19 protein-coding genes are annotated in these 18,744 nt (G+C 71.4%); 13 read left to right on the plus strand and 6 right to left on the minus strand.

From position 1 onward, the window contains the following. Window positions 1-337: 337 nt before the first annotated feature. Window positions 338-1,657 (minus strand): D-arabinono-1,4-lactone oxidase, encoded by a 1,320-nt coding sequence (locus ACFYXA_RS00490; protein ID WP_389027051.1) that lies wholly within the window; start codon window positions 1,655-1,657, stop codon window positions 338-340. Then, on the minus strand, window positions 1,617-2,855 hold the full coding sequence (locus ACFYXA_RS00495) for an MFS transporter (protein WP_389027053.1): 1,239 nt from the start codon (window positions 2,853-2,855) through the stop codon (window positions 1,617-1,619). Before ACFYXA_RS00495 ends, ACFYXA_RS00490 begins: the two co-directional genes overlap by 41 nt. A gap of 222 nt (window positions 2,856-3,077) precedes the next feature. Between ACFYXA_RS00495 and ACFYXA_RS00500 the strand changes: the two genes are divergently transcribed. Both ACFYXA_RS00500 and ACFYXA_RS00505 read left to right on the plus strand, forming a co-directional pair. Continuing rightward, complete coding sequence (locus ACFYXA_RS00500) at window positions 3,078-4,205, plus strand: ferrochelatase (protein WP_389027055.1); 1,128 nt, start codon at window positions 3,078-3,080, stop codon at window positions 4,203-4,205. 8 nt (window positions 4,206-4,213) lie between these two features. Continuing rightward, entirely contained in the window at window positions 4,214-5,029 is an 816-nt protein-coding gene (locus ACFYXA_RS00505) for an inositol monophosphatase family protein (protein WP_389027057.1), read from the plus strand. 90 nt (window positions 5,030-5,119) lie between these two features. Here ACFYXA_RS00505 and ACFYXA_RS00510 read toward each other — a convergent pair whose 3' ends face one another. Further along, complete coding sequence (locus ACFYXA_RS00510) at window positions 5,120-5,290, minus strand: hypothetical protein (protein ID WP_351092048.1); 171 nt, start codon at window positions 5,288-5,290, stop codon at window positions 5,120-5,122. Between the two features lie 420 nt (window positions 5,291-5,710). Here ACFYXA_RS00510 and ACFYXA_RS00515 point away from each other — a divergent pair, with 420 nt between their 5' ends. The 4 genes from ACFYXA_RS00515 to ACFYXA_RS00530 all read left to right on the plus strand — a co-directional run bounded on the left by ACFYXA_RS00515 (window position 5,711) and on the right by ACFYXA_RS00530 (window position 9,278). After that, window positions 5,711-6,364: a response regulator transcription factor gene (locus ACFYXA_RS00515; RefSeq protein WP_130438183.1), complete on the plus strand. Its 654-nt coding sequence runs from the start codon at window positions 5,711-5,713 to the stop codon at window positions 6,362-6,364. Window positions 6,365-6,370: 6 nt separating this feature from the next. Next, the gene (locus ACFYXA_RS00520) at window positions 6,371-7,606 is read left to right on the plus strand and encodes a HAMP domain-containing sensor histidine kinase (protein WP_352245882.1); all 1,236 of its coding nucleotides are present in this window, start codon (window positions 6,371-6,373) and stop codon (window positions 7,604-7,606) included. 396 nt (window positions 7,607-8,002) lie between these two features. Beyond that, window positions 8,003-8,299 (plus strand): DUF4193 domain-containing protein, encoded by a 297-nt coding sequence (locus ACFYXA_RS00525; RefSeq protein ID WP_003993510.1) that lies wholly within the window; start codon window positions 8,003-8,005, stop codon window positions 8,297-8,299. 13 nt (window positions 8,300-8,312) lie between these two features. Further along, window positions 8,313-9,278, plus strand: a complete 966-nt coding sequence (locus ACFYXA_RS00530; protein ID WP_352245883.1) for a hypothetical protein — start codon at window positions 8,313-8,315, stop codon at window positions 9,276-9,278. 346 nt (window positions 9,279-9,624) lie between these two features. Here ACFYXA_RS00530 and ACFYXA_RS00535 read toward each other — a convergent pair whose 3' ends face one another. Further along, window positions 9,625-10,089 (minus strand): DUF3093 domain-containing protein, encoded by a 465-nt coding sequence (locus ACFYXA_RS00535; protein ID WP_352245884.1) that lies wholly within the window; start codon window positions 10,087-10,089, stop codon window positions 9,625-9,627. A 58-nt stretch (window positions 10,090-10,147) separates the two neighbouring features. On the opposite strand from ACFYXA_RS00535, the gene ACFYXA_RS00540 reads away from it, so the two are divergent. The 7 genes from ACFYXA_RS00540 to ACFYXA_RS00570 all read left to right on the plus strand — a co-directional run bounded on the left by ACFYXA_RS00540 (window position 10,148) and on the right by ACFYXA_RS00570 (window position 16,998). After that, window positions 10,148-10,732, plus strand: a complete 585-nt coding sequence (locus tag ACFYXA_RS00540) for a PaaI family thioesterase (protein ID WP_352245885.1) — start codon at window positions 10,148-10,150, stop codon at window positions 10,730-10,732. After that, window positions 10,729-11,292 carry a dUTP diphosphatase gene (dut, locus tag ACFYXA_RS00545; RefSeq protein WP_389027062.1) on the plus strand — a complete coding sequence of 188 codons (564 nt, stop codon included), beginning with the start codon at window positions 10,729-10,731 and terminating at the stop codon, window positions 11,290-11,292. The genes ACFYXA_RS00540 and dut overlap by 4 nt, the downstream gene beginning before the upstream one ends. Before the next feature lies 1 nt (window position 11,293). Beyond that, window positions 11,294-12,058: a DUF3710 domain-containing protein gene (locus tag ACFYXA_RS00550; protein ID WP_352245886.1), complete on the plus strand. Its 765-nt coding sequence runs from the start codon at window positions 11,294-11,296 to the stop codon at window positions 12,056-12,058. A 429-nt stretch (window positions 12,059-12,487) separates the two neighbouring features. Beyond that, a complete protein-coding gene (locus tag ACFYXA_RS00555; protein WP_389027064.1) occupies window positions 12,488-15,067 on the plus strand; it encodes an ATP-binding protein in 2,580 nt (859 codons plus the stop codon). Further along, window positions 15,064-15,747 (plus strand): response regulator, encoded by a 684-nt coding sequence (locus ACFYXA_RS00560; RefSeq protein WP_389027066.1) that lies wholly within the window; start codon window positions 15,064-15,066, stop codon window positions 15,745-15,747. Before ACFYXA_RS00555 ends, ACFYXA_RS00560 begins: the two co-directional genes overlap by 4 nt. A gap of 90 nt (window positions 15,748-15,837) precedes the next feature. Next, window positions 15,838-16,236 carry an OB-fold nucleic acid binding domain-containing protein gene (locus tag ACFYXA_RS00565; protein ID WP_130438175.1) on the plus strand — a complete coding sequence of 133 codons (399 nt, stop codon included), beginning with the start codon at window positions 15,838-15,840 and terminating at the stop codon, window positions 16,234-16,236. 3 nt (window positions 16,237-16,239) lie between these two features. Beyond that, entirely contained in the window at window positions 16,240-16,998 is a 759-nt protein-coding gene (locus ACFYXA_RS00570) for a DUF3159 domain-containing protein (RefSeq protein WP_389027069.1), read from the plus strand. Window positions 16,999-17,122: 124 nt separating this feature from the next. On the opposite strand, the gene ACFYXA_RS00575 is transcribed toward ACFYXA_RS00570, so the two are convergent. Together ACFYXA_RS00575 and ACFYXA_RS00580 are read right to left on the minus strand one after the other, a co-directional pair. Further along, entirely contained in the window at window positions 17,123-17,800 is a 678-nt protein-coding gene (locus ACFYXA_RS00575; RefSeq protein ID WP_130438173.1) for a TrkA family potassium uptake protein, read from the minus strand. Further along, window positions 17,800-18,468 carry a TrkA family potassium uptake protein gene (locus tag ACFYXA_RS00580; RefSeq protein WP_130438172.1) on the minus strand — a complete coding sequence of 223 codons (669 nt, stop codon included), beginning with the start codon at window positions 18,466-18,468 and terminating at the stop codon, window positions 17,800-17,802. Before ACFYXA_RS00580 ends, ACFYXA_RS00575 begins: the two co-directional genes overlap by 1 nt. Window positions 18,469-18,744 lie beyond the last annotated feature (276 nt).

The following is an 18,744-nucleotide window of genomic DNA, read 5'->3' on the forward strand; positions in this document are numbered from 1 at the left end:
CTGCCACAACCTTGCCGAGTTGCCCGGCGTGTCGGGCACGCGCCCTGACGCGCCGTTATGGCACGGTTACCTTTTCGCCACGCTAAGTGACCAACTCCGTCACCCTGTGCAACCTGTCCCCCCTCCTGGCGGTCCGGCGAGGCCCCGGACGCCCTGGCGGGAGACCGGACCCAGGGCTCGCAACAGTACTCCATTCGGGCCACCTGCGTGGATCGGCGCGCCGCGCAACTTCTGACGGCGGACGGGACTTGACTCCCTGATGCCCGATTTCCGCGATCTTGAACGTGGTGCGTTTCACGCGAACGACGGAAACGGGACCAGGCGCCCACCGTGCCCGTTACGCCCCCAGAACCCTCCGCAAGTAGTCGTTCTGGAAACGGCGTTCGGGATCGAGCCGGTCCCGCAGCGCGGTGAACTCCGCGAAGCGCGGATAGACCGAGGCGAAGTACTCCGCGTCGCGCGTGTGCACCTTGCCCCAGTGCGGCCGGCCCTCGTGCGTGGTGAAGATCCGTTCGGCGGCGGTGAAGTACCCCTGGTACGGCGTGCCCTTGGCCATGTGGACGGCGATGTACGCGCTGTCGCGGCCGGAGGCGGTGGACAGGGTGATGTCGTCGGCGGGGGCCGTGCGCACCTCCACCGGGAAGCTGACGCGCAGGCCCGAGCGCTCGACCATCGCCTTCAGCTCCCGCAGCGTCTCGGTCACCGCCTCGCGCGGGACGGCGTACTCCATCTCCACGAACCGCACCCGGCGCGGGGAGGTGAACACCTTGTACGGGATGTCGGTGTAGGTGCGCGCCGACAGGGCCTTGCTGGAGATGCGGGCGATCGACGGGATCGTCGCGGGCGCCGCGCGGCCGACCCACTGGGCCACCTGGAAGACGCCGTTGGACAGGAACTCGTCCTCGATCCACCCCGAGACCTGGCTCACCGGCCGGCGCGGACCGGCGCTGCGGTTGTTGCGCTTGGTGTTGGTGCTGCCGGTGTGCGGGAACCAGTAGAACTCGAAGTGCTCGTTCTCGGCCCACAGTTCGTCGAACTCGGCGAGCACCCTGTCGAAGGGCATCGGCTCCTCGCGCGCGGTGAGCAGGAAGATCGGCTCCACCGCGAAGGTGATGGCGGTGACGACGCCGAGGGCTCCCAGGCCGATCCGGGCCGCCGCGAAGACCTCCGGATTCTCCTTCTCGGAGCAGACGAGCACCGAGCCGTCCGCCGTGACCAGCTCCAGCCCCTTGATCTGCGCGGCGATCGAGGCCGACTCCCGGCCCGTGCCGTGGGTGCCGGTGCTGGTGGCGCCCGAGACCGTCTGCTCCATGATGTCGCCCATGTTGGTGAGCGAGAGCCCCTCGCGCGCGAGGGCCATGTTGAGCCTCTTGAGGGGCGTGCCGGCCTCGACCGTGACGGTCATGGCCGCCCGGTCGATGTCGCGGATGCCGGTCAGCAGCTGAGGGCGGATCAGCACGCCGTCGGTCGCCGCGATCGACGTGAACGAGTGGCCGGTGCCGACCGCCTTGACCTTCAGCCCGTCCTCCGCGGCGCGGCGCACGGCGGCGGCCAGTTCGTCGACGGAGGCGGGCGTGACCTCCCGCGCGGGCCGGGCGACGACGTTGCCGCCCCAGTTACGCCACGTTCCGTTCTTCGCGCTCGCTGTGCTGCTCAACGGTGCCTCCCCGACCCGGCGCCGGCCTGCTGAGCCGGCGGTACCCCAGGAAACCGACCGCGACCGCGACGGCCCCGGACACCGCAGGGACCCCGTACCCGGCCCGCGCGCCGGCCGCGTCGATGACCCAGCCGGCGATGGAGGAGCCGAGCGCGACCCCGACCGCGAGCCCGGTGCTCACCCAGGTCATGCCCTCGGTCAGTTGCGCGCGTGGTACGTGCTCTTCGATGAGGGACATGGTGGTGATCATCGTGGGAGCGATGGCCAGGCCCGCTACGAACAGCGCCACGGCCAGAAACGACAAGTTCCCGACCAGTAGGAGGGGGATCATACTCACGGCCATCATGAACACGCCCAACAGCCAGCGGCGCTCGGGCGGCCCCTGCGGCCGCAGCAGGCCGAAGACCAGCCCGGCGACGCAGGAACCCGCCGCGTAGAGCGCCAGGACGACGCTGGCGGCCCTCTTGTGGCCCTCCTCCTCGGCGAAGGCGACGGTGACCACGTCGACCGCCCCGAAGATCGTTCCGGTCGCCACGAACGTGGCCACCAGGATCTGCAGTCCCGGCGAGCGCAGCGCCGAACCGCCGCCGCGCCGCGCGCGCGGGTGCGGCGCCGGCTCGGTGGCCCGCTGCGCGGTCAGCCAGAAGACGCCGACGGCGAGGAAGCAGGCCGCCAGCAGCGGCCCCGCCTCCGGGAACCAGGTCGTGGACAGCCCGATGGAGACGATCGGCCCGAAGATGAAGCACACCTCGTCCACCACGGACTCGAAGGAGTACGCGGTGTGCAGCTGCGGAGTCCCCCGGTACAGGGCGGCCCAGCGGGCCCGGATCATCGCGCCGAGACTCGGTACGGCGCCGATCCCGGCGGAGCACACGAAGAGCAGCCATTCCGGCCCGTCGAAGTGCGCGGCCAGCAGCAGCCCGGCCGCCGCGGCGAGCGCCAGCAGCGTCGCCGGGCGCAGCACCCTGCGCTGGCCGTGCCGGTCCACCAGGCGCGAGATCTGCGGCCCGAGGACGGCGGCCGACAGCGCGATGGTCGCCGACAGCGCGCCCGCGAGACCGTAGCGCCCGGTGAGCTGGGAGATCATCGTGACGACGCCGATGCCCATCATCGACAGCGGCATCCGGCCGACGAACCCCGCGGCGGAGAAGCCCTTGGAGCCGGGGGCGGCGAACAGGGCGCGGTAGGGGCTGGGCACGGGGGTCTCCGGTGAAGAGCGTGACAGGGTCCGTAAGGCGCGAATTCCGCTCATACAGCTTACGAAGTTAGGCAACCCTAACGCACGCCTCGCACGTCTGTTCCCGGTCAGATTCCGGACCGGCTTCCCGGCAAGGGCGCACCCGCCCCCGGTCGCGGTCCGCGCGGCCCTCCGGCACCCGCCGTTTCCCCGCTGTCAGTCGCGGGTGGCAGGATCGAAGGCATGCCAGACGCGCTCGATGCCACCCCGTACGACGCCCTGCTCCTGCTCTCCTTCGGCGGCCCCGAAGGCCCGGACGACGTGGTCCCGTTCCTGGAGAACGTGACCCGCGGGCGCGGCATCCCCAAGGAACGCCTCAAGGAGGTGGGGCAGCACTACTTCCTGTTCGGCGGGGTCAGCCCCATCAACGACCAGAACCGCGCCCTGCTGGACGCCCTGCGCAAGGACTTCGCCGGCCACGGCCTCGACCTGCCGGTGTACTGGGGCAACCGCAACTGGGCCCCGTACCTGACCGACACCCTGCGCGAGATGGTCGCCGACGGCCGCCGCCGCATCCTGGTCCTCGCCACCAGCGCCTACGCCTCCTACTCCGGCTGCCGCCAGTACCGCGAGAACCTGGCCGACTCGCTGGCCGCCCTGGAGGCCGAGGGCCTGCCCCTGCCGAAGATCGACAAGCTGCGGCACTACTTCAACCACCCCGGCTTCCTCGAGCCCATGATCGACGGCGTGGTCCGGTCCCTGGCAGACCTCCCCGAAGACGTCCGCGACGGTGCCCACATCGCCTTCACCACCCACTCGATCCCCGTCGCCGCGGCCGACGCCTCCGGCCCCGTGGAGGACCACGGTGACGGAGGGGCGTACGTCGCCCAGCACCTGGACGTCGCCCGGCTCGTCGCCGACGCCGTCCGCGAGCGCACCGGCGTCGACCACCCCTGGCAGCTCGTCTACCAGTCCCGCTCCGGAGCCCCGCACATCCCGTGGCTGGAGCCCGACATCTGCGACCACCTGGAGGAGCGGCACGCCGCCGGCGCCCCGGCCGTGGTGATGGCGCCCATCGGCTTCGTCTCCGACCACATGGAGGTCCTCTACGACCTCGACACCGAGGCCGAGGCCAAGGCGGGCGAGCTCGGCCTGCCCGTGCGCCGCTCGGCCACCGTCGGCGCCGACCCGCGCTTCGCCGCGGCCGTCCGCGAGCTCGTCCTGGAGCGCGCAGCGGCCGAGAACGGCAAGGCCGCCACCCCGTGCGCCCTGGGATCGCTCGGCGCCTCCCACGACCTCTGCCCGGTCGGCTGCTGCCCGGCCCGCGCCCCCCGGCCCGCCGCCGCGGGCGCCGACAGCCCCTACGCGTGAGGAGCGCCGTGACCGACCCCCTGCACACGGAACTGCTCGACCTGGCCCAGGAGGCCGCCCGCAAGGCCGGCGCACTCCTGCGCGACGGCCGCCCCGCCGACCTCTCGGTCGCCGCCACCAAGTCGAGCCCCATCGACGTCGTCACCGAGATGGACATCGCGGCCGAGAAGCTGATCACCGGCCTCATCGCCGACCGCCGCCCCGACGACGGCTTCCTCGGCGAGGAGGGCTCCGCCAGCGAGGGCCGCAGCGGCGTCCGCTGGGTGATCGACCCGCTCGACGGCACCGTGAACTACCTCTACGGGCTGCCCGCCTGGGCCGTGTCCATCGCGGCCGAACAGGACGGCGAGACCGTCGTCGGCGTCGTCGCGGTGCCGATGCGCGGCGAGACGTACCACGCGGTGCGCGGCGCCGGGGCCCGGGCGACCGGCGCCTGGGAGGGCGAGCGCGTCCTCGCCTGCCGCCCCGCGGCCCCCCTCGACCAAGCCCTGGTCTCCACCGGCTTCAACTACGTCACCGAGGTACGCGCCCACCAGGCCGAGGTCGCCCGGCGGCTCGTCCCCCTGGTGCGCGACATCCGCCGCGGCGGATCGGCCGCCATCGACCTGTGCGACGTGGCCGCCGGCCGCCTCGACGGCTACTACGAGCGCGGCCTGCACCCCTGGGACCTCGCCGCGGGCGACCTGATCGCCCGGGAGGCGGGCGCGCTGACCTCTGGACGCCCCTCACAACGCCCTTCACGCGAACTGGCGATCGCCGCCACCCCGGCCGTCTTCGAGCCGCTCCAGCGACTCCTGGAGGACTTCGGCGCCTGGCACGACTGAACCGTGGCCGGCCGCTCCGGCCGGACGACGCGAAGGGGCCCCGGCGCTGGATTCGCCGGGGCCCCTCCGTCGTGCTCACGCGCGAACCGCTCAGACGCTCGTCGCGACCTCCACGCCGTGGTTGGCGGCGAGGCGGCGCAGGTCGTCGAGCTCGGCCAGTTCCACCTCGACGAGGAAGTCGTCGCCCTCGTCGCGAGCCCGCGTCAGATCGGACTCGGTCGCCTCTATGCGCTGCAGAAGTCCTGCGGTGAATGCGTCCATGCTGCGCCCCCTCGTCCTTGGGTCGTGGGTCGATGGCACGGGGGTGTGCCGGGGATGGAGAAGAGACGATCACGTCTCCCGTGAGTGCCCGGCGCTGCCCTGCCGGGCGGCCACGGTGCCGGACAACCACGCCGCTCTGCGGGGAAGCAGACCGCGGAGTGCCGCATGGTGCTGCGGCACATGCAGAGCGTGATCGCGGGGTGTAAAGCCGTCCTCCCCCCGCTCCCTCCGCCGGAAACCTCGACCGAACGAGAAAATTCGGCAGTCCCCGGCTTCACACCGGTCCTTCATGGCTCACTCACCCGCCTTACCGCCGACTTATGGACCAAAAGGGCAGGATGGAAGCACACACCCACCAAGACCCCTGCCCGCGTGCGCCCACTGAGCGCTGCGCGGGTGGACACAGGAAGGACAAGCGACGTGCGCGTACTCGTCGTCGAGGACGAGCAACTGCTCGCCGATGCGGTGGCCACCGGTCTGCGCCGGGAGGCCATGGCCGTCGACGTCGTGTACGACGGTGCGGCCGCTCTGGAGCGCATCGGCGTCAACGACTACGACGTGGTCGTCCTCGACCGCGACCTCCCGCTCGTGCACGGCGACGACGTCTGCCGCAAGATCGTCGAACTCGGCATGGCCACGCGCGTGCTGATGCTCACGGCCTCCGGCGACGTCAGCGACCGCGTCGAGGGGCTGGAGATCGGCGCCGACGACTACCTCCCCAAGCCCTTCGCCTTCAGCGAGCTCATCGCACGCGTGCGTGCCCTCGGCCGGCGCACCAGCGTGCCGCTGCCGCCCGTCCTGGAGCGCGCCGGCATCAAGCTCGACCCCAACCGCCGCGAGGTCTTCCGCGACGGCAAGGAGGTCCAGCTCGCCCCCAAGGAGTTCGCCGTCCTGGAGGTGCTGATGCGCAGCGAGGGCGCCGTCGTCTCCGCCGAGCAGCTCCTGGAGAAGGCCTGGGACGAGAACACCGACCCGTTCACCAACGTCGTGCGCGTGACCGTCATGACCCTGCGCCGCAAGCTCGGCGAACCCCCGGTGATCGTCACCGTGCCCGGCTCCGGCTACCGGATCTGACGCACCGTGGCCACGACACCCGCGCCTCCCCAGGCGCCTCCGAAGCCCACCTGGGACCCGAGAAGGCCGCAGGCGCCCTTCCCCTGGCTGCGCCCGACCATCCGGATAAGGCTCACCCTGCTCTACGGCGGCATGTTCCTGATCGCCGGCATCCTGCTGCTGTCGATCATCTACCTGCTGGCTGCGAACGCGCTGAACGTGGGCAGCGACCTTCCGTTCAAGATCGTTTCCGGCGGGGTGAGCAGCGACATCTGCCAGCTGCGCAGCGACAGGCTGCCCGCGGCGGAGCTCAATCAGGCGCTGAACGACTGCGTCAACGAACAGCGCCGGCACGCCTTGGACGACCTGCTCAGCCGGTCCCTGCTGGCCCTGCTGGGCCTCGCGGTGATCGCCTTCGCCTTCGGCTACGCCATGGCCGGCCGCGTCCTGTCGCCGTTGGGCCGGATCCTGCGCACAGCGCGTTCGGTCGCCGGCTCGGACCTGTCCCGCCGTATCGAGCTGGACGGGCCCGACGACGAGCTGAAGGAGCTGGCCGACACCTTCGACGACATGCTGGAGCGGCTCCAGCGCGCCTTCACCGCTCAGCAGCGCTTCGTCGGCAACGCCTCGCACGAGTTGAGGACGCCGCTGGCGATCAACCGCACGCTGCTCGAGGTGCACCTCTCCGACCCGAACGCGCCCGTGGAGCTCCAGCAACTCGGCAAGACGCTGCTGGCGACGAACGAACGCAGCGAACAGCTCGTGGAGGGTCTGCTGCTGCTCGCCCGCAGCGACAACCAGATCGTCGAGCGCAAGCCCGTCGATCTGGCCGAGGTCGCCGGGCAGGCCATCGACCAGGTGCTCGGCGAGGCGAAGGCCAAGGGCGTGGAGATCCGCAGCACACGCCAGAAGGCCGTCGTGCAGGGCAACGGCGTGCTGCTGGAGCGGATCGCGCTCAACCTCGTACAGAACGCCGTGCGGTACAACGTCCCGGCGGACGGCTGGGTCGAGGTGACCACCGAGATCCAGCACGGCCAGGCAGTCCTCGTGGTGTCGAACACGGGGCCGGTCGTTCCCGCGTACGAGATAGACAATCTTTTCGAGCCCTTCCGGCGGCTGCGCACGGAACGCACCGGAAGCGACAAGGGAGTCGGGCTCGGACTGTCCATCGTGCGGTCCGTGGCCCGTGCGCACGGCGGTCATATCGCCGCGCAACCACGCGAGGGAGGAGGGCTCCTGATGCGAGTCACCCTTCCCGTCTGAGATCATGTCGCCGACACACGCGGGGATGTTCGCTTTGCGCGGAATTTTCAAGACCGCGATCCGGGCCCGCCGTGTGTGATCGATCACAAGGGCGATTTTCTGGCCATCTACTCTCCGTGATCATGAATGCCTTCGGAAAGCCCGGAAACTCCGGGTTTTCGGGGGTCCTGATCACGGGAAGTACACGGTGAGGCGCCTTTGAGGTGCGACATTCGGACCGTGTACGGTCCCGATCGCCATCCAACTCGATCACCCGTGAGGAGTCCGGTTGGGTGTCGATTGAGTAACAGACCTTGATGTGAGGCAAAATCTCCGCCTCGAGGCGGGCACAAGTCCGGCCTCTCACGCGTTACGTGCGCTGGAGACACCGCAGACACCCAGAGGGGGAGAGGCGAAATGGCAACCGATTACGACACCCCACGCAAGACCGATGACGATGTCGACTCCGACAGCCTTGAAGAGCTGAAGGCACGACGGAACGACAAGTCCGCTTCCGCCGTGGACGTCGATGAGTTCGAAGCCGCGGAGGGACTGGAACTGCCCGGCGCGGACCTCTCCAATGAGGAGCTGGCCGTCCGGGTGCTGCCCAAGCAGCAGGACGAGTTCACCTGCATGAGCTGCTTCCTGGTGCACCACCGCAGCCAGCTGGCCCGGGAGAAGAACGGTCAGCCGATCTGCCGCGACTGCGACTGAGGGCGGGTCGGCCGTGACTGGCTCGACCCCTCCTCGGAAGCGCCGCTTCCTTCGCCCGGGAGCGGACAAGGGGCCGTCCGACGGCCCTCACGGCGTGCGTGACGACGAGCGAGGCTCATCCGGTGCGGGAGTGCTTCCCGCGGGATCGGCCTCGCTCGCATCGGCGGACGACCGGGGTGACCTCCCGGCCGCCGCTCAAGACGCCGCGCCCGTCGCCAGACGACGGGCGGCGGCGATCCGGGACAAGGCCGTGGACCTGGCCAAGGACGGCGTCCGCAAGAGCGGCAGCCGTGCCCGGGCCGGCCTGGCCCACCTCGCCGACCGGATCATCGACATCGCGCCGCGGGTTCCCGTACGGGACCTGCGGACACTGCGCGGGCAGTTCCCCGGCCTCGGCCCGGAGCAGCTCGCCGACAAGCTCGTCTCAGGCGCGGCGAAGGCCACGTCCACCGTCGGCGCGGGCGTGGGCGCGGCCGCGATGCTCCCCGTGCCGCCCGCGATGCCGGCCGAGATCGCCGCGGAGATCACGGGCGTCGCCGCGATCGAGCTCAAGCTGATCGCCGAACTGCACGAGGTGTACGGCGTACGACCGCCCGGGAACCTCAAGGACCGCAGCACCACGTATCTGCGCGTGTGGTCGGGCGAGCGCGGGGTGGACCCGCTCAAGCCCAGCTCCCTCAACTCCGCCCTCGGCGGTCAGATGAAGCGCGAGCTACGGCAGCAGATCATGAAGCGCATGGTCCGCGACCTGCCCAACCTGATGCCCTTCCTGGTGGGCGCGGCCGTCGGCGCGATGATGAACCGGCGGGACACCAAGAGACTGGCGGCCAAGATCCGCACGGACCTGCGCAAGCGCCAGGTGCCCTGGGACGCGCTGCCCGAACTGCCGCCCCTGGAGACACCGGAGCATCCGCTGCCCCTCACAGGCGACCCCAGGGAGCTTCTGCGCGGGCAGGGGGAAGACCCCGAGAAGCCCTGAACCCCGTGGGCCGGCGGGCCGGCCTGATCGACCCGCCGCCCACCCCGGTCATCCTGTGGAGCGGCTTCCGCGCAGAGCCGCCAGGTCTTTGCGCGGCACGGGCGAAACCTTTGCCCCGCCGCCCCCTCGCCGCCGGCCTGCGGCCTGGGCGCAGTCCGGTGCCGCGTGTCAGGGGCTGCCGCTCGCCGCCTCGCAGCACCGGCGCGGCGCAGTAGCCCCGGCCGATGCCGGTCTTCGGCGCGGTGACCGGGTTCCGAGCCGCTCAGCCGCCCCGCGTCCTCGGCGCCGTCCGGTGTCCGCTGATCGCCGAGCCCTCGCGCAGCGCCGCCTGAGCCGTCGCCACGCTTCAAGCCGCCGTCTGCCGTGCCGCCCGCAGCGCCTCCGCCAGCCGCTCCGGCTCGCGCGTCGACAGGTACAGGTAGGGCGTCGGGTCGTCCGGGTCGGTGACCTCCACGCGCAGGGCGGTGGGGATGTAGGCGCGCAGCAGGAGGAACGCGCGGGTGTCCGCCTTGTACGTGCGCCAGGCGCGCGCCTCCTCGGCGTCGAGGACCTCCGCCTCGCCCAGCGCCGACACCGGGATCCTGGCCTCGCCCGCGACGAGCGAGTCCCCCACGATCCGGATCCGGACGGACCCGTACGAGCTCGCCACGACCGCCGCCGCCGCGGTCCCGCCGACCAGGCCGCCAAGCAGCGGCAGGGTGCCGAACGGCAGCAGGATCAGTGCGAAGGAGACCCCGACGAGGAACGAGACGAACCACCACGAACGGGGGGCGGTGAGGCGTTCTTCGTACGGGGTGGCGGAGAGCTGCATGAAGCCAAGCTTGGCACGGTGTCCGCATCTCTCCGACGCGCGGGTAAGGTCTGCGGCTGTGAGTGGTACTTCCCCGGTTCTTCAACCTCCGGCCGACGCGGTGAAACCCGTTCGGCACCCCGATGCCCCCGTGCCCGGGGAGCTTCTCGGTGCCCACTACGAACAGTGTTTCGGATGCGGCGGGGGGCAGCCCCACGGGCTGCACCTGGAGGCGCGGGCCGGCGAAGGCGTCACCGTCACCGCAGAGTTCACCGTGCAGCCCGCCCATCAGGGGGCGCCGGGGCTCGCCCACGGCGGCGTCCTGGCCTCCGCGCTCGACGAGACGCTCGGCTCGCTGAACTGGCTGCTGCGCACCATCGCGGTCACCGGACGGCTGGAGACCGACTTCGTCCGGCCCGTGCCCGTCGGCGCCACGCTGCACCTGGAGGCCGAGGTGACGGCGGTGGCCGGCCGGAAGATCTACTCGACCGCCACCGGGCGGATCGGCGGCCCCGAGGGTCCCGTCGCCGTCCGCGCCGACGCCCTGTTCATCGAGGTCAAGGTCGACCACTTCGTCGACCACGGCCGCGAGGAGGAGATCCAGGCCGCCATGAGCGACCCGGACCAGGCCCGACGCGCCCGCGCCTTCGAGGTGAACCCGTGAGCCACTCCGTGAGCCACTCTCCCGTGCAGGTCCTCCTTCGGCGCGTCGACCCCGACGTACCGCTTCCGACGTACGCGCACCCCGGTGACGCGGGCGCCGATCTGCGGACCACCGAAGCCCGTGAACTCGCCCCGGGGGAGCGGGCCGTACTGCCGACGGGGGTGTCCATCGCGCTGCCCGAGGGGTACGCGGCCTTCGTGCACCCTCGTTCAGGGCTCGCCGCCCGGTGCGGCGTGGCCCTCGTGAATGCCCCGGGGACGGTTGATGCCGGGTACCGTGGGGAGATCAAGGTGATCGTGGTGAATCTCGACCCGCGCGAGTCCGTGCGGTTCGAGCGCTTCGACCGGATTGCCCAACTGGTCGTCCAGCAGGTCGAGAGGGTCCGCTTCCACGAGGTGGCGGAACTTCCCGACTCGGCGCGGGCCGAGGGGGGCTTCGGGTCCACCGGTGGTCACGCCGCCGTGGACGGCGGAAGCGGCACAAGTGGTCAGGCCGCCGCAGGCGGTCCGACGGGTGGGAATCGATACGCTTCGGTCGTATCCGACCGGGAAGGACAGTGACGTGTTCGGACGTCGCAACAAGAAGGGTGCCGCCGAGGACGCGGCCGGCGAGGCCGAGCAGGTCGTCGACAGTGTCGACACTGAGGCGGACGAGGTAGAAGGCCAGCGCGAGCGAGTGCGGCTCGAGCCCGAACCGCGGCCCGACGGGCCCTGGGACAGCTCGGAGGTGCGCGACCCCGGCGAGGGGCGCGTGGATCTGGGCGGCATCTTCGTGCCCGGCGTCGACGGCATGGAGCTGCGGGTCGAGGTCGCGGGCGACGCGATCGTCGCGGCCACCGTCGTACTGCGCGACAGCGCCATCCAGTTGCAGGCCTTCGCCGCGCCCAAGCGGGAGGGCATCTGGGGCGAGGTCCGTGAGGAGATCGCCTCCGGCATCACCCAGCAGGGCGGCATCATCGACGAGGTCGAGGGCCCGCTGGGCTGGGAGCTGCGCGCCCAGGTGCCGGTGCAGCTGCCCGACGGCACGGGCGGGTTCCACGTCGTGCGGTTCGTCGGCGTCGACGGACCCCGCTGGTTCCTGCGCGGCGTCATCTCGGGCCAGGGCGCGGTGCAGCCGCAGGCCGCCGGCCTGCTCGAGCAGATCTTCCGCGACACGGTCGTGGTCCGCGGCGAGGGCCCGATGGCCCCCAGGGACCCGATCGTCCTGAAGCTGCCGAACGACGCCCAGATGGTGCCCGAGGGAGTCCAGCAGGAAGAGGCCGGCTCCCGGTTCTCCGGCGGCATGGGCCAGCTGCAGCGCGGGCCGGAGATCACCGAGGTCCGCTAGGACGCGGCGCGAGCCGACCCAGAGCGAGTGGGGCCGCATCCCGGAAGGGGTGCGGCCCTTCGCTGTTCTGGCTGACTGGCTGACTGACTGGTTCTCTGGCCGGCCGGCTGGCGGCCTGCCTGTCTGCCTGTCTGCCTGTCTGCCTGTCTGTGCCGGCGCGCCGTCGCCGTGGCCCGCCCTCCGCGCCCGATCCGGTTCGGCTTCCGTCGGCGTGAACCGATCGAGGGGCCTCATCCGATGAAGCGGTGAAGGCCGGAGAGCGGAGCGGTGAGGGGGGAGCGCGTCATGATCGTGTCGACCAGGAGGGCGCCCAGCGCGTCAGGGTTGCGTCAAAGGCGTCCCGTGGCCTGCTTCTCGCCCCCATTGTCCGAGTCCTTGGCCGTAAGGTCGACGCTGCGTAGGCAGTGGTTACGGGAAGACAATGGGGCCATGGGACGCGGCAAGCTTCGGATCTACCTCGGTGCCGCACCGGGCGTGGGCAAGACCTACGCCATGCTGTCGGAGGCGCACCGCCGTCTGGAGCGGGGCACGGACTGCGTCGTGGCGTTCGTCGAGCACCACGACAGGCCGCGCACCGAAGTGATGCTGCAAGGCCTGGAGCAGGTGCCGCGCCGGGAGCTGAGCTACCGGGGCGCCCTCTTCACGGAGATGGACGTGGACGCCGTGCTGGCCCGGCATCCCCAGGTCGCCCTGGTGGACGAACTGGCCCACACCAACGTCCCCGGCTCGCGCAACGCCAAGCGCTGGCAGGACGTCGAGGAACTGCTCGCCGCCGGCGTCGACGTCGTCTCCACGGTGAACATCCAGCACCTGGAGTCCCTGGGCGACGTCGTGGAGTCGATCACGGGGGTGCGGCAGCAGGAGACGGTCCCGGACGAGTTCGTGCGGCGGACCGACCAGATCGAGCTGGTCGACATGTCGCCCGAGGCCCTGCGCAGGCGGATGGCGCACGGCAACATCTACAAGCCGGACAAGGTCGACGCGGCCCTGTCGAACTACTTCCGCCCCGGCAACCTCACCGCCCTGCGCGAGCTGGCGCTGCTGTGGGTGGCCGACCGGGTCGACGAGTACCTGCAGGAGTACCGCAGCGAGCACCGGGTGTCGGCGATCTGGGGATCGCGGGAGCGGATCGTCGTGGGGCTCACGGGCGGCCCGGAGGGGCGGACGCTCATCCGGCGGGCGGTGCGGCTGGCGGAGAAGGGCGCCGGGGGCGAGGTGCTGGCGGTCTACATAGCGCGAAGCGACGGGCTGACGGCCGCCTCCCCGAAGGAACTCGCCGTGCAGCGCACCCTCGTGGAGGACCTGGGCGGCACCTTCCACCATGTGATCGGCGACGACATACCGGCCGCGCTGCTCGACTTCGCCCGCGGGGCGAACGCCACCCAGATCGTCCTGGGCTCCTCCCGCCGCAAGGCCTGGCAGTACGTCTTCGGCCCCGGCGTCGGCGCCACCGTCGCCCGGGAGTCGGGTCCCGACCTCGACGTGCACATCGTCACGCACGAGGAGGCCGCCAAGGGGCGGGGACTGCCGGTGGCCCGGGGAGCGCGGCTGGGGCGGGCCCGGCTTCTGTGGGGCTGGCTGGTCGGGCTCGCCGGCCCGGTGACGCTGACGGTGCTGCTGACCACCGTCGACCTCGGTCTCGCCAACGACATGCTGCTGTTCCTGGCGGTGACCGTCGCGGCGGCGCTGCTCGGCGGGCTGCTGCCGGCCCTGGCCTCGGCGGCGCTGGGCTCCCTGCTGCTGAACTACTTCTACACACCGCCCCTGCACCACTGGAGCATCGCCGACCCGAAGAACATCGTCGCCATAGTGATCTTCGTGGGGGTCGGGGTGTCGGTGGCCTCCGTGGTGGACCTCGCGGCCAGACGCACCCAGCAGGCGGCCCGGCTGCGCGCCGAGTCCGAGATCCTCTCCTTCCTCGCGGGCGACGTCCTGCGCGGCGAGACCAGCCTGGAGGCGCTCCTGGAGCGGGTCCGGGAGACCTTCGGCATGGACTCGGCGGCCCTGCTGGAGCGGGAGAGCGACGTCGCGCCCTGGACGTGCGCGGGCCGGGCCGGCGCCGGGAAGCCGGTGGAGCGCCCGGAGGAGGCGGACGTGGACGTGCCGGTCGGCGACCGCGTGGCGCTGGCGCTCACCGGGCGGGTGCTGCCGGCGGAGGACCGCCGGGTGCTGGCCGCGTTCGCGGCGCAGGCCGTCGTGGTCCTGGACCGGCGGCGGCTTCAGGAGGAGGCCGACCGGGCCCGCACGCTCGCCGAGGGCAACCGGATCCGCACCGCCCTGCTGGCCGCCGTCAGCCACGACCTGCGGACCCCGCTGGCCGGGATCAAGGCGGCGGTCTCCTCGCTGCGCTCGGATGACGTGGAGTGGTCCGAGGAGGACGAGGCGGAGCTGCTGGAGTCGATCGAGCAGGGCGCCGACCGGCTGGACCATCTGGTCGGCAACCTGCTCGACATGTCCCGCCTCCAGACCGGCACCGTCACGCCGATCGTCCGGGAGATCGACCTCGACGAGGTGGTCCCGATGGCGCTCGGCGGGGTCCCCGAGGACAGCGTGGAGCTCGACATCCCCGAGACACTGCCCATGGTGGCCGTCGACGCCGGGCTGCTGGAGCGGTCGGTGGCCAACCTGGTGGAGAACGCCGTCAAATACAGCCCGGAGGGTGAGCGGGCTCTCGTCTCGGCGAGCGCCATGGCCGAGCGCGTCGAGGTACGGGTCGTGGACCGCGGGCGCGGCGTGCCCGACGAGGCCAAGGAGCGGATCTTCGCGCCCTTCCAGCGCTACGGCGACGCCCCCCGCGGCACCGGCGTGGGCCTCGGTCTGGCCGTCGCGCGCGGCTTCGCCGAGGCCATGGGCGGCACCCTGACCGCCGAGGACACACCGGGCGGCGGCCTCACCATGGTCCTCACCCTGCGTGCGGCAGGATCACGCGCGGGCCCCCTCGACACGGACGCCCCGGGCGGCGTCCCAGCGCAACCTGTCCCCGTACGACCGGAAAGGCGGGCCTCATGACCCGGGTGCTCGTGATCGACGACGAGCCGCAGATCGTGCGCGCCCTGGTGATCAACCTCAGAGCACGGAAATACGAGGTGGACGCGGCCCACGACGGGACCACCGCCCTCCAGCTCGCCGCCGCCCGTCACCCGGACGTGGTCGTCCTCGACCTGGGGCTGCCCGACATGGACGGCGTCGAGGTGATCAAGGGCCTGCGCGGCTGGACCAGGGTGCCGATCCTGGTGCTGTCCGCCCGGCACTCCTCCGACGAGAAGGTCGAGGCGCTCGACGCCGGCGCCGACGACTACGTCACCAAGCCCTTCGGCATGGACGAGCTCCTGGCCAGGCTGCGGGCCGCCGTCCGCCGTGCCGAACCCGCCGGGGGCGGAGAGGACGACGTCCTGGTGGAGACCGACGCGTTCACCGTCGACCTCGCCGCCAAGAAGGTCGACCGGGGCGGCAGGGACGTACGGCTCACGCCCACCGAATGGCATCTGCTGGAGGTGCTGGTGCGCAACACCGGCCGGCTGGTCAGCCAGAGACAGCTGCTCCAGGAGGTGTGGGGTCCGTCGTACGGCACGGAGACCAACTATCTGCGCGTGTACATGGCCCAGCTGCGCAGAAAGCTGGAGGCGGACCCGTCGCATCCCCGGCACTTCATCACCGAACCGGGGATGGGATACCGGTTCGAGAAGTGAGCCGCGGGCCGCCCGGGGCGCGGAAGTGGGCCGGGCGCGGGCGCGTCACGCGGGTGCGGGGTGGACGCCGGGCCCCGGTACGCTTCAGATATGAGTGCTCTTCCTCGTTCCGAGAAGCCGGTGGGCCGGTTCCGGCGCATGCTCGATCGGCTCTCCTCGTCGCAGGAGGACCTGGAGTCCGAGGAGCTGCGGGAGGACGCGCAGACCGCCGGCTGCACACGGATCGGAGACTGCCAGGACCGCCAGATCGTGACGGTTACTGGTACCTTGCGCACGGTCACCCTGCGACCGCGCGCCGGAGTCCCGGCCCTGGAGGCGGAGCTGTTCGACGGTTCCGCCGCGCTGGACGTGGTGTGGCTGGGCCGGCGCTCCATAGTCGGCATAGAGCCGGGGCGCCGACTCATCGCATCGGGCCGGATCTCGATGAGCCGGGGCCGCCGGGTGCTGTTCAATCCCAAGTACGAACTGAGACCCCTCGGTAGGGAGTAGCCGGTGACGTCGCTCGACAAGCCGACCGAAGACACTCAGCAGGACGACGCCCGGGCGGTGACCGAGGCCGCGCTGTTCGAGGCGTTCGGCGGAGTGCGCGGCATGGTCGAGACGGTGCTGCCCGGCCTGCTGTTCGTCACGATCTACACGATCAACAAAGACCTGCACATGTCGGCGATCGCCGCGCTCGCGGTGTCGCTCGTCCTGGTCGTGGTGCGCCTCGTCAAGAAGGACACCGTGAAGCACGCCTTCAGCGGTGTCTTCGGCGTCGCCTTCGGCGTCGTGTTCGCGATGATGACCGGCAACGCCAAGGACTTCTACCTCCCCGGCATGCTCTACACGGTGGGCCTGGCGCTGGCCTACATCATCACGACGCTGTGCGGGGTGCCGCTGCTCGGCCTGATCCTCGGGCCGGTGTTCAAGGAGAACCTCTCCTGGCGGACCCGCAACCCCGGCCGCAAGAAGGCGTACGCCAAGGCCAGCTACGCCTGGGGCCTGATCCTGCTCGGCAAGTGCGCGATCCTGTTCCCGCTGTACTGGTGGGCCGACACCACGCAGCTGGGCTGGGTGCTGGTCGCGCTGAAGATCCCGCCGTTCCTGCTGGCGGTATGGCTGACGTGGGTGTTCCTGGCGAAGGCGCCCGCGCCGATCGACGTCTTCGCGGAGATGGAGGCGGAGGAGAAAGCCGCTGCCGCGCGGACGGAGACCGGCACGGAGACCGCGTCCTCCGAGGCCGGCGGGCGGCACCGCCGCGACGGATAGTCCCGGCCCGGCCGAACGACGCGCACAGCCGCCGAACACACGTGACGGGGGGCGCCCGGAGATCTCCGGGCGCCCCCCGTCACGTCGGCCGAGGCGGCTCGGCGTCGCCGTGGGCGGGCGCGGCTCAGCCCACCGTGTCCTCGCGGCGGACCGACAGCAGGTCCTCCAACTGCTCCTCCCTGGCCTGAGCGGCGACGAAGAGCAACTCGTCACCCGCTTCCAGGGAGTCCTCGCGAGTCGGGGTCAGTACCCGGGTGCCGCGGATGATGGTGACCAGCGAGGTGTCCTCAGGCCACTCCACATCGCCGACCTGGGTGCCGGCCAGGGCGGACTCCTCGGGGAGGGTCAGCTCCACGAGGTTGGCGTCGCCGTGGCTGAAGCGCAGCAGGCGGACGAGGTCTCCGACGCTGACCGCCTCCTCGACGAGGGCGGACATCAGACGCGGGGTGGAGACGGCGACATCCACGCCCCAGGACTCGTTGAAGAGCCACTCGTTCTTCGGGTTGTTGACGCGGGCGACGACGCGCGGGACGCCGTACTCCGTCTTGGCGAGCAGCGAGACGACCAGGTTGACCTTGTCGTCGCCCGTCGCGGCGATCACGACGTTGCAGCGCTGGAGGGCCGCCTCGTCCAGGGACGTGATCTCGCAGGCGTCGGCGAGCAGCCACTCCGCCTGCGGGACGCGCTCGACCGAGATGGCGGTCGGCGCCTTGTCGACGAGCAGGACCTCGTGGCCGTTCTCCAGCAGTTCGCCCGCGATCGAGCGGCCGACGGCGCCGGCTCCGGCAATGGCGACCCTCATCAGTGACCGCCTTCCTTCGGGCCCTCGGCGAACGACGCCTCGATCTTCTCGACCTCGTCGCTGCGCATCATCACATGCACCAGGTCCCCCTCCTGCAGCACGGTCTGCGAGGTGGGCAGGATGGCCTCGCCGAGGCGGGTCAGGAACGCCACGCGCACGCCCGTCTCCTCCTGCAGCTTGCTGATCTTGTGGCCGACCCAGGCGGCGGAGGCGTGCACCTCGGCGAGCTGGACGCCGCCGGTGGGGTCGCGCCACAGCGGCTCCGACCCCGAGGGCAGCAGCCGGCGCAGCATCTGGTCGGCCGTCCAGCGGACGGTGGCCACGGTCGGGATGCCCAGGCGCTGGTAGACCTCGGCGCGGCGAGGGTCGTAGATACGCGCGGCGACGTTCTCGATGCCGAACATCTCGCGGGCGACGCGCGCGGCGATGATGTTGGAGTTGTCGCCGCTGGAGACCGCGGCGAACGCGCCGGCCTCCTCGATGCCCGCCTCACGCAGGGTGTCCTGGTCGAAGCCGACACCGGTGACCCGGCGGCCGCCGAACGAGGAGCCGAGACGTCGGAAGGCGGTGGGGTCCTGGTCGATCACGGCGACCGTGTGCCCCTGCTGCTCCAGGGTCTGGGCGAGAGCGGAACCCACTCTGCCGCAGCCCATGATGACGATGTGCACGACCGTCCTTCCGAGGTCAGAAATCGCTGGGGTGGCTTGGGGGGTCCGCGCACGACGAGCGTCCGAGGACCCCCTCACAGGGTCTCAGACCGCCGCCCGGGCTACACACGCGCGGGGCACCCCGAGTGCGGGCCGCGCCGCCGGGCGACGGGCGACGGCCCGGGCCACCGTCGTGCGGTCAGCGACGGCTGATGCTCCAGACACTGAGGAAGGTGAGGATTCCGAGGCCGACGACGCTGCCGGCGGCACCGATCAACTCCGCGGTCGTGTGCATGG

The sequence above is a fragment of the Streptomyces sp. NPDC002566 genome, assembly GCF_042889585.1.
Taxonomy (GTDB): Bacteria; Actinomycetota; Actinomycetes; order Streptomycetales; family Streptomycetaceae; genus Streptomyces.